10 protein-coding genes are annotated in these 10105 nt (G+C 61.7%); 4 read left to right on the top strand and 6 right to left on the bottom strand.

What is annotated here, in order from left to right:
- Together ENZ75_RS09860 and irrA are read right to left on the bottom strand one after the other, a co-directional pair.
- Positions 1-387, bottom strand: a 387-nt coding sequence (locus tag ENZ75_RS09860) for a DUF4260 domain-containing protein (protein ID WP_128278064.1), incomplete at its 3' end; no start/stop codon positions are given.
- Between the two features lie 46 nt (positions 388-433).
- Complete coding sequence (irrA, locus tag ENZ75_RS09855) at positions 434-865, bottom strand: iron response transcriptional regulator IrrA (RefSeq protein WP_024503471.1); 432 nt, start codon at positions 863-865, stop codon at positions 434-436.
- Between the two features lie 242 nt (positions 866-1107).
- On the opposite strand from irrA, the gene fabA reads away from it, so the two are divergent.
- From fabA to ENZ75_RS09835, 4 genes are all read left to right on the top strand, one after another.
- Positions 1108-1623, top strand: a complete 516-nt coding sequence (gene fabA / locus ENZ75_RS09850; RefSeq protein ID WP_013527885.1) for a 3-hydroxyacyl-[acyl-carrier-protein] dehydratase FabA — start codon at positions 1108-1110, stop codon at positions 1621-1623.
- A 52-nt stretch (positions 1624-1675) separates the two neighbouring features.
- Entirely contained in the window at positions 1676-2896 is a 1221-nt protein-coding gene (gene fabB, locus ENZ75_RS09845; RefSeq protein ID WP_024503470.1) for a beta-ketoacyl-ACP synthase I, read from the top strand.
- Between the two features lie 13 nt (positions 2897-2909).
- The gene (gene fabI, locus ENZ75_RS09840; protein WP_013527887.1) at positions 2910-3722 is read left to right on the top strand and encodes an enoyl-ACP reductase FabI; all 813 of its coding nucleotides are present in this window, start codon (positions 2910-2912) and stop codon (positions 3720-3722) included.
- Between the two features lie 207 nt (positions 3723-3929).
- On the top strand, positions 3930-5474 hold the full coding sequence (locus ENZ75_RS09835) for a bifunctional diguanylate cyclase/phosphodiesterase (protein WP_027161757.1): 1545 nt from the start codon (positions 3930-3932) through the stop codon (positions 5472-5474).
- A gap of 68 nt (positions 5475-5542) precedes the next feature.
- On the opposite strand, the gene ENZ75_RS09830 is transcribed toward ENZ75_RS09835, so the two are convergent.
- The 4 genes from ENZ75_RS09830 to ENZ75_RS09815 all read right to left on the bottom strand — a co-directional run.
- On the bottom strand, positions 5543-6562 hold the full coding sequence (locus ENZ75_RS09830) for a class I SAM-dependent methyltransferase (RefSeq protein WP_063169995.1): 1020 nt from the start codon (positions 6560-6562) through the stop codon (positions 5543-5545).
- A gap of 100 nt (positions 6563-6662) precedes the next feature.
- On the bottom strand, positions 6663-8810 hold the full coding sequence (pnp, locus tag ENZ75_RS09825) for a polyribonucleotide nucleotidyltransferase (protein ID WP_013527890.1): 2148 nt from the start codon (positions 8808-8810) through the stop codon (positions 6663-6665).
- A 278-nt stretch (positions 8811-9088) separates the two neighbouring features.
- Positions 9089-9400 (bottom strand): 30S ribosomal protein S15, encoded by a 312-nt coding sequence (gene rpsO, locus ENZ75_RS09820; RefSeq protein ID WP_269470859.1) that lies wholly within the window; start codon positions 9398-9400, stop codon positions 9089-9091.
- Positions 9401-9539: 139 nt separating this feature from the next.
- The coding region (locus tag ENZ75_RS09815) for a CorA family divalent cation transporter (RefSeq protein WP_281061232.1) at positions 9540-10105 on the bottom strand (566 nt) is incomplete at its 5' end.

Raw genomic sequence — 10105 nt, 5'->3', positions numbered from 1 at the left:
GGACTGATTCTCTTTCGCGGTCCTGGCTTTATGCCCGATACGGCCGAGATGGGTGTCCTGGAAGCCGGTCGGCAGCTTCAGACCGTAGCCCAGCGCACGGTCGATGGCGATGTGGGCGATCCATATCAGCGCAACCGCCATCGCGGCCGCATTGCCCCACATGTGCCCGCCGAGCAGCAGCAGCACGGGCACGATCAGGATGTGCAAGGCGTTGTAGGCAAGGGCACCGACGCGCGGACCGGCCAGATAGCCCGACATCGATAGGTCAGGCGCCAGGATAAGCAATCCGAAGAGCCACCAGGAGATGCCGGTCGAACCGTAGAAAATGACGGCAGCCAGTGCCACGATCGCCCATTCGAGCCGGATTACGAGATCGAGGGGTTTCATCCCTGGCCGATAATTCTGGCTTGGCAGATGATTCCGGCCTCGCCAGTCATTCGCGGCGTTTGGGGCGCAGCCTCACGACGATGTCGACATTGGCGATCTCCATCCCTTCCGGAGGCTCCGGCAGGTTCGCAACCGTCACCGGACCGCTGTCGATGTCGAATATACGGTTTTCGCCTTCGATGTAGAAATGGTGGTGGTCGGAGGTGTTGGTGTCGAAATAGGTTTTCGCGCCTTCGACGGCGAGGATGCGCAAAAGTCCCGCCTGGGTAAACTGGTGAAGGGCATTGTAGACGGTGGCCAGCGACACCGGCACGCCGGCGGCAACCGCCTCCTCGTGCAGTTCCTCGGCCGACAGATGCCGGTCGCCCTTGGCGAAAAGCAGATCGGCCAGCGCAATGCGCTGACGCGTCGGCCTCAGCCCGGCTTCACGGACCCGCTTGTCCACAGCGACATTTTCCTTCCGGCCGTCCAGGTCCATCTTCTCGTCGAACCCCACAGTTCCGCCCCAAGACACGCCCAGAATGGCAAAAAAATGAACGTCTGCCGAAACCGGACCTCTCAGGACATATATTCTGTCGTCCGAATGCGATCAATAGCGCGCATTGACCCAGGCAGACGAGCAGGCTAAGCGCAAACGCCGGTTTCCGGCCTGAAACAGATTGTGTTAGGAAACCAACGACAAGGGCACCCGATGGCCCGGAACGATATGGGATGAGATTGATGGCGGGTAAATCCAGCTACGAGTACGACGAATTGCTGGCCTGCGCCCGCGGCGAACTGTTCGGACCGGGCAACGCCCAGCTTCCCTATCCGCCAATGCTGATGTTCGACCGCATCACCGAGATCAGCGAGACCGGCGGCGCCTTCGAGAAGGGTTTCATCCGCGCGGAGTTCGACATCAAGCCGGACCTGTGGTTCTTTGCCTGCCATTTCATCGGCAATCCGATCATGCCGGGGTGCCTCGGCCTCGACGCCATGTGGCAACTGACGGGCTTCTATCTTGGCTGGCTTGGCGAACCCGGGAAGGGAATGGCGCTGTCGACCGGCGAAGTGAAATTCAAGGGCATGGTCACGCCTTCGGTGAAGAAGGTCGAATATGGCATCGACTTCAAGCGCGTGATGCGGGGCCGGCTGGTGCTCGGCATCGCCGATGGCTGGCTGAAGGCGGATGGCGAACCCATATACGCGGCAACGGATTTGAAAGTCGGTCTGTCCAAGCAGTCGGCGGTCGGCTGACCGGCACCCCTGGCCGGCCCCCTTTGGCCAGCATCCCTGGAAGGAGTTGCGAATGAGACGTGTCGTAGTCACAGGCCTCGGCATCGTGTCGTCGATCGGCAACAATGCCAACGAGGTGCAAGCCTCGCTGCATGACGCCAGATCAGGCATCAGCTTCTCGGATTCCTTCGCCGAACACGGCTTCCGCTGCCAGGTCTGGGGAGCGCCGACGCTCGATCCATCGGCGATGATCGATCGCCGTGCGATGCGCTTCCTGAGCCAGGGTGCTGCATGGAACCACGTCGCCATGGACCAGGCGATCGCGGATGCGGGCCTCGGCGAGAGCGACATCACCAATGAGCGCACCGGCATCGTCATGGGATCGGGCGGACCATCCACCCGCACCATCGTCGAAGCTGCCGAAACGACGCTGAAGAACGGCAGTCCCAAGCGCATCGGTCCATTCGCGGTGCCGAAGGCAATGTCGTCGACCGCATCGGCGACGCTTGCCACATGGTTCAAGATCCACGGCGTCAACTACTCGATCTCGTCGGCCTGTTCGACCTCGGCGCATTGCATCGGCAATGGCTATGAATTGATCCAATGGGGCAAGCAGGACATCGTCTTCGCCGGCGGCCACGAGGATCTCGACTGGACGATGTCGGACCTGTTCGACGCCATGGGCGCCATGTCGTCGAAATTCAACGACAAGGCATCGACCGCCTCCCGTGCGTATGACGTCAATCGCGACGGCTTCGTCATTGCCGGGGGCGCCGGTGTGCTGGTGCTGGAAGAGCTTGAGCATGCCAAGGCGCGCGGCGCCAAGATCTATGCCGAGATCGTCGGCTATGGCGCGACGTCGGATGGCTACGACATGGTTGCTCCTTCAGGCGAAGGCGCGGTCCGCTGCATGCGCCAGGCGCTGGCCACGGTTTCCACGCCGGTCGACTACATCAACACCCATGGCACCTCGACGCCGGTGGGAGATTCCAAGGAAATGGGCGCCATCCGCGAGGTGTTCGGCCCAGAGATGCCGTACATCACCTCGACGAAGTCGCTGACCGGCCATTCGCTGGGCGCGGCCGGCGTGCAGGAATCCATCTACTCGATCCTGATGATGCAGGGCGGTTTCATCGGCGAAAGCGCCCATATCGAGACCCTCGACCCCGAATTCGAGGGCATGCCGATCGTGCGAAAGCGCATCGACGACGCCAGGATCGACACTGTTTTGTCCAATTCGTTCGGCTTCGGTGGCACCAACGCCACGCTCGTTTTCCAGCGCTATTCCGCATAAGGATTTGCCGGCCATGGACGGATTGATGAAGGGCAAGCGCGGGCTTGTCATGGGTGTCGCCAACGATCATTCGATCGCCTGGGGCATCGCCCGGAAATTATCCGAACACGGGGCGGAACTCGCCTTCACCTATCAGGGCGATGCCTTCGGACGCCGGGTCAAGCCGCTGGCCGACAAGCTCGGCGCCTCGCTGGTCGTGCCGTGCGACGTCGAGGACAGCGCTTCGGTCGCCGCCACGTTCGAGACCCTGGGCAACGAATGGGGCGGGCTGGATTTCATCGTCCACGCCATCGGCTTTTCCGACAAGAACGAGTTGAAAGGCCTCTACGCCGACACCAGCCGGGACAATTTCGTCCGCACCATGGTGATCTCCTGCTACTCCTTCACCGAGGTCGCCCGCCATGCGGCCACCTTGATGAAGGACGGCGGATCGATGATCACGCTGACCTATGCGGGCTCCGTCCGCGTCATGCCGAACTACAATGTCATGGGCGTCGCCAAGGCCGGACTGGAGGCCAGCGTGCGCTACCTCGCCAACGATTACGGTCCGCGCGGCATCAGGGTAAACGGCATATCGGCTGGGCCCGTGCGCACGCTCGCCGGCGCCGGCATTTCGGACGCCCGCCACATGTTCTCCTACCAGCAGCGAAACTCGCCACTGCGCCGCACGGTGACCATCGACGAGGTCGGTGGTTCGGCGCTTTATCTGTTGTCGGATCTGTCTTCCGGGGTTACCGGCGAAATCCACTATGTCGATTCCGGCTATCACATCGTTTCCATGCCGACGCTCGACGAATTGAAGCAGACCGACGGCGGGCGAGACTAACGCCTGTCGGCCAAAGGTGCGCGACGGTTTTGAAATGGCGGACATCTGAAAACACGAAGCTTAAAGCGCGCGGCTAAACCCCGTTTCAGCGCCAGTCGCATTGATCCGCTCAAGAAATACTTCCGGTCCAATAAAATTGGATTCATTCGCGGAAACTCATTTTAAGGAGATATCCGGTAGAAAGCTCCGTACTCAGGGGAACTTTCAATGCTCGCCGTCAGCAACCCGAAGCGAACACCGGTGTTCCGACTGCTCACCATAGCGAGTTCGGGTCTCGGCAGTTTCGTCCTCGGGCTCTGGGGCCTGAAGCTCGGTCTCGGCGATGGCTTTGCCGGCATCTCCGCCGACATGATGGTCTCGGTGATGGCCGCTCTTTGCGCACTGGCGGCGTCGGTCGCCGCGATGTCCTTCTTCGCCGGCGTCGATGAATCGGCGGATTTCGTCTTCACGGAAACCCATTTCGACAAGCTGACCGGCCTGGTGGCACGTCCGGCGATGGTCGGCAAGATTGCCGAGGCGGCATGCGCGACCAGCCGGACCGGCGAGCCGATGTTCCTCATCGATATCGACATCGACCGGTTCAAGCAGATCAATGACGCCATCGGCTACAGCCAGGGCGACGAGCTGATCCGCGCCTTCACCAAGCGCTTGAAGACGTGCGTGCCGCCGCGCGCGCTGATCGGACGCATCGGCGCCGGTGAATTCGCGATCCTGCTCCCCGACAACCAAGTCGCAGGGTCCTTGGAAAGCACCATAGAGAGGCTCATCGACGAGATGATGGAGCCCTATGATCTCGGTACGCACCTGCAATCGGTCAGCCTGTCGGTCGGCATCGTGGCGATGCCAAAGGACGGTGTCGATCCCGTCCTCATCCTGCGCCGCTCCAATCTGGCGCTGCAGAACGCGCGCGCCAGCGGCGTCGGCAACTGGTCCGTCTTCCATGCCGAAATGGGCAGGGTCGCCGACCATCGCCAGTGGATCGAATCCGAACTGCATACAGCCTTCGAGCGCGGTGACTTCGACCTTCATTACCAGCCGCAGCTCGATCTCCCGACCGGCCGCATCGTCGGCTACGAAGCGCTGATCCGCTGGCGGCATCCGGAACGCGGCATGATCCCGCCGATGGAGTTCATTCCGATCGCCGAGGAAACCGGCATGATCGGCCCGATCGGCGAATGGGTGCTGCGCAAAGCCTGCAGCGACGCCCGGCATCTGCCCGACGACTGCTTCGTCGCCGTCAACATCTCGCCCGTCCAGTTCATGACCAAGGACTTCGTCGGCATCGTGCGCGACACCATGACGAGCACCGGCATCAAGCCGTCACGGCTGGAACTGGAAGTGACCGAGACGGCGATGATGCAGGATCGCGACCGCGCCGCCGCCATCCTGAAGGAGCTTGCGGATATCGGCATTTCGGTCGCCGTCGATGATTTCGGCACCGGCTATTCCAATTTGAGCTACCTGATCGATTTCTCATTCGGCAAGCTGAAGATCGACCGGTCCTTCGTCAGCCGCCTCGACACAGATTCCAGCTCCGGCGCGGTCGTCTCGACCATCGTCGGGCTTTCGCGCGCGCTCGGCGTCAGCATCATTGCCGAAGGCGTCGAGACCGAAAGCCAGGCGACACTGCTCAGGGCAGCCGGCTGCGAGGTGGTGCAAGGCTACCTGTATGGCAGGCCCGCCCCCCTCAAGATCAGGGTCGGCGACGTGCATATCACCGATGAGGTCCGGCGCGTTGCCAATCTGCATTGAGTGCGACGCGATATCTGTTTTTGAGCATGATCTTTTCCGAAACCGGTATCCACTTTCGGGATCATGCTTCAACGACGAGCGGAAAGCACCTTGAACATGCCGTCACGAGCGAGTTCGGCATGGCTCGAAAAGACAGCCGCCAAGATCGGTTCGTAGGGAAGCTGACGGTTGGCGACCATGAACAGCCGCCCACCCGGCTTCAAGGCCTTGGCCGCCGCTCGGATCATGCCGGCGCCGATCTCCGGCTCGGCCGCCCGGCTGCGGTGAAAGGGCGGGTTCATGGCAATCGCGTCGTAGCGCTTCTCGACTGGTTCCTTCAGCAGATCGATCCAGAAGAAATTCCTGGCGGTCGGCTGGCTGACCGCTGCCAGATTGAGCTTCGCGGCTTCAAGCGCGGCGAAATCGGCCTCATAGAGGTCGAGCGCCTGAACGCCGGGGGAGCGGGCGGCGATCTCGGCCGCCACATAGCCCCAGCCGGCGCAGAGATCGGCAATGCTGCCACGCAGGTCATTGGGCAGGTTCTCGACCAGCAATTTCGATCCGGTATCGATCCGGTCGAACGAGAACATGCCGGGCGCGGTGTGGCACCGGCCTTCAACCAGCAGAGCGGGGTTGGCAGCGCGCAATTCTTCCGCGGCGGCCAGATCGGCGGGACGTCGCAGCCAGAAGGCAATGCCGTGATATTTGGGCAAATGGCCTTCAAGCGGCACAAGCTCGTCAACGCGCTTGCGCAGGCTGGCAATGCCATCGTCCTTGCCGCCGGCAATGACGACCAGGCCGCCCGGCGCCACGCACTCAAGCGCCTGCGCGATGCGCACTTCGTTCAAGCCGCGATGCCGGCCGGCAAGCACAAGTGCCATATCGAAGCCATCGCCTTCCACTTGCGCGGTGACGACGAAGCCAGACGCCTGCAGCACGCTAAAATGCGGCCGGAAGCCCTGTACGAGGTGAAGCGTCGCCTCAAAGCCTTCAGGCAGGCGAAAACCCGGCTCAGCGCCGAAAAACAGGGCGCGCGTGCCCTTTCCCGGCAAAGCAACAGCCTCCGCCTCGAAGGGATGGAAAAGCGTCTTCAACGGCTCGGCGGACATTGTTCGATCTCGACTTGTCTAAGCGCTTTGAAACCCAGGCTGAAAATGAAAACGGGCGCGACATAAGCCGCGCCCGTTTCGATTCATGATCTCAGACCAATCAGGCGGCGTTTTCTTCGCCTTCGGTCTTCTTGTCGCGGGCGAGTTCCTTGCCGGTGGCCTGGTCGACGACCTTCATCGACAGGCGGACCTTGCCGCGCTCGTCGAAGCCCATCAGCTTGACCCAGACCTTGTCGCCTTCCTTGACCACGTCCGAGGTCTTGGCGACCCGGTCGTTGGCAAGCTGCGAGATGTGGACGAGGCCGTCACGCGGGCCGAAGAAGTTGACGAAAGCGCCGAAGTCCGCGGTCTTGACGACCGTACCTTCGTAGATCTCGCCGACTTCCGGCTCGGCGACGATGGTGTGGATCCACTTCTTCGCCGCCTCGATCTCCTTGGCATTGGACGAAGCGATCTTGACCGTGCCGTCGTCCTCGATGTTGATCTTGGCGCCGGTCTTTTCGACGATCTCGCGGATCACCTTGCCGCCCGAGCCGATCACGTCACGGATCTTGTCGGTCGGGATGTGCATCACTTCGATGCGCGGTGCGAACTCACCCAGTTCCGAACGCGCGCCGGTCAGAGCATGCGCCATCTCGCCGAGGATGTGCTGGCGGCCATCCTTGGCCTGGTCCAGCGCGATCTTCATGATCTCCTCGGTGATGCCTTCGATCTTGATATCCATCTGCAGCGAGGTGATGCCGTTGGCGGTGCCGGCGACCTTGAAGTCCATGTCGCCGAGGTGATCCTCGTCACCGAGGATGTCGGATAGAACGGCGAAACGCTCGCCTTCCTTGATCAGGCCCATGGCGATACCGGCGACGGGCTTGGCCAGCGGCACGCCGGCATCCATCAGCGCCAGCGAGGTGCCGCAGACGGTGGCCATCGACGACGAACCGTTGGACTCGGTGATCTCCGAGACGACACGCAGCGTGTAGGGGAACTGGTCGGCGCTCGGCAGCATCGGGCGAATGGCGCGCCAGGCGAGCTTGCCATGGCCGATTTCGCGGCGACCCGGCGAACCCATGCGGCCGGTCTCGCCGACGGAATAGGGAGGGAAGTTGTAGTGAAGGAGGAACTTCTCCTTGTACATGCCGGTCAGCGAATCGACATACTGCTCATCCTCGCCGGTGCCGAGCGTGGCAACGACCAGCGCCTGGGTCTCGCCGCGGGTGAACAGCGCCGAACCGTGGGTGCGCGGCAGGACGCCGACTTCGGAGACGATCTTGCGGACCGTCTTGAGGTCACGGCCATCGATGCGCGAACCGGTGTCGAGGATGTTCCAGCGCACGACCTTGGCCTGGAGTTCCTTGAATACCGAACCGATCTGCTCGGAAGTGTACTTGGCATCTTCGCCTTCGGCCGGGGCAAACGCTGCCTTGACCTTCGCCTTGACGGCGTCGACGGCGGCGTAACGCTTCTGCTTGTCGACGTTCTTGTAGGCGTTGCTGAGTTCGTCGCCGACGATCTTCAGCATCTCGGCTTCAAGCGCGGAATAGTCCGGCGCGGTGAAGTCGCGCGGCTCCTTGGCGGCGACTTCGGCCAGCTTGATGATGGCGTCGATGACCGGCTGGAAGCCCTTGTGGCCGAACATGACGGCGCCGAGCATCAGCTCTTCGCCCAATTCCTTGGCTTCGGACTCAACCATCAGCACAGCGTCGGCGGTGCCGGCGACAACGAGGTCGAGCTTGGATTCCTGCATCTCGTCGACATGCGGGTTCAGAACGTATTCGCCGTTGATGTAGCCGACGCGGGCGCCGCCGACCGGGCCCATGAAGGGGACGCCGGAGAGCGTCAGGGCGGCCGAAGTGGCAACGATCGACAGGATGTCGGGATCGTTCTCGAGATCATGCTGGACGACGGTGACGACGATCTGGGTGTCGTTCTTGTAGCCGGAGGCGAAGAGCGGGCGGATCGGGCGGTCGATGAGGCGGGAAACCAGCGTTTCCTTCTCGCTCGGACGGCCTTCACGCTTGAAATAGCCACCCGGGATCTTGCCGGCGGCGTAGGTCTTTTCCTGGTAGTTGACGGTCAGCGGGAAGAAATCGAGGCCGGGCTTCGGCTCCTTCATCGAAACGACGGTGGCGAGGACCTTGGTCTCGCCGTAGGTGGCGAGCACCGCGCCATCAGCCTGGCGCGCGATCTTGCCGGTTTCGAGGATGAGCGGACGACCGCCCCATTCGATTTCCACTTTGTGGTGATTGAACATCTCTTGTCCTTAATATGAGGAAAGGGCCGCGCCGTTTCACGGTGCGCGGAGATGCCCTTTCCCTGGCTTCCTTTCTCGGGCAGCCACGGGCAAGACAACGGGAGGCTCGGGTGATTTCGGCGCGGTGCGCGCGCGAGCGTCCTGCAATCCTGCCCCATGACCGTCCATGGGCGGTTTCGAGTGCCCTCTGCACGATCGAAACCGGGTCTGGCCAGTCGATACGACTGGCAGAATGCGCGACCGGCGGGCTCTCCTTCGAAAGCCCGCCGGTCAATTCGTCAACGACGCAGACCGAGCTTCTCGATCAGCGTCTGGTAGCGCGCGTCGTCCTTGCGCTTGAGATAATCAAGCAGGCTGCGGCGCTGGGAGACGAGAGCAAGCAGACCACGGCGGGAATGGTTATCCTTCTTGTGGTCCTTGAAATGGTCGGTCAGGTTCTTGATGCGCTCGGAAAGGATGGCCACCTGGACTTCCGGAGACCCGGTATCGCCCTTGGCGGTTGCGAATTCACCCATCAATTCCTGTTTGCGCTCGGCAGTAATCGACATCGTGTTTTTCCTTATCTGTTTGAGGAAACGGGTCGCCCTCAGCCGGGATGTCGTCCAGCAGGGGCCGGTGCAAGCAAAGCGTCATAGCGCTAAGCTGCGGCGCATATAGTGCAATTCCCCGGAAAACACCAGCCCAATTCACAAGCCGGCTTTTCAGGCCAAAATGGCAGGTTTATCCCTGTCAAAGCCATTTCTTCCATTTGAAGAAGGCGATCAGCCCGAACGCGACAAGCGCCATGAACAGCAGCGACAAGGGATAGCCGTAGTAGGCCTTCAGTTCCGGCATGTTCCAGGGCGAAGACTCCGGATCGAAATTCATGCCCCAGATGCCGACCAGGAAGGTGAGCGGCATGAAGATGACCGAGACGATGGTGAGATAGCTGATAACGTCGTTGGTGCGCGCCTGGCTCAGCGACAGGTGCATCTCGATCAGGCCGGTCAGCATATCGCGCTGGGTCTCGACCAGCTCGATCAGCCTGAGCGCATGGTCGAGCGTGTCGTTGAGGAAGATCTTGGTCTCGGCCTTCACATAGGGCACATCGTTGCGGATCAGCGTCGCCAGCGCATCGCGCATCGGCCACAGCACGCCTTTCAGCACGTTGGCGTCACGCCGCAATTCATGCAGCTGCCGCATCTGGTGTTTGTGCGGCGAATGCAGCATCTGGTCCTCGATGCTGTCGACCATGTCACCGGCGGCCTCGATCGGCGGAAAATAGCTGTCGACGATGGCATCGATCAGCGCATAGG

It is taken from the genome of Mesorhizobium sp. M7A.F.Ca.CA.002.04.1.1, from assembly GCF_004022805.1.
GTDB classification, from domain to species: domain Bacteria; phylum Pseudomonadota; class Alphaproteobacteria; order Rhizobiales; family Rhizobiaceae; genus Mesorhizobium; species Mesorhizobium ciceri.
This window is presented reverse-complemented; position numbering and strand designations above follow the sequence as displayed.